Below are 349 nucleotides of genomic sequence, written 5' to 3'. Positions count from 1 at the left end.
CCACCTGAGCAGCAACCGCTACCGTGACCGTCTGCAGAAGTTTGACCTGCGCACGCTCGCCCACAGTTGTGGAGTGTTCGACGATGTCATTACCCCGTCGCATGTCGACAGCCTCGTCGCGGAGTTTCGGGCTGTCGGTGATGTCGCCGCGAGGGCCATGCTGGAGAAACAGGCATTCCCGCCCTTTCGCAGCGCACTTGCCCCTGGAGACGTACCCAGGGACATGGATTCCATCTACCGCAACGCGCTGGAGCGCTTGATGGACGGCGGCGGTGTCGCGGTTGTCCTTGATGACCCGATTGGCATCGTTCAGGAACTGAATGCCTGGCGCAATGACGCCATCGAGATA

1 pseudogene is annotated in these 349 nt (G+C 61.0%); it reads left to right on the top strand.

Features of this window, described 5'->3' with window-relative positions:
* A pseudogene (locus NTD88_RS20605) lies at nucleotides 1-349 on the top strand (hypothetical protein); the annotation flags it as partial.

Source organism: Pseudomonas sp. 20P_3.2_Bac5 (assembly GCF_025466035.1).
Taxonomy (GTDB): Bacteria; Pseudomonadota; Gammaproteobacteria; order Pseudomonadales; family Pseudomonadaceae; genus Aquipseudomonas.
Note: the sequence above shows the minus strand (reverse complement) of the source record. Positions and strands in the feature narration are given on the sequence as shown.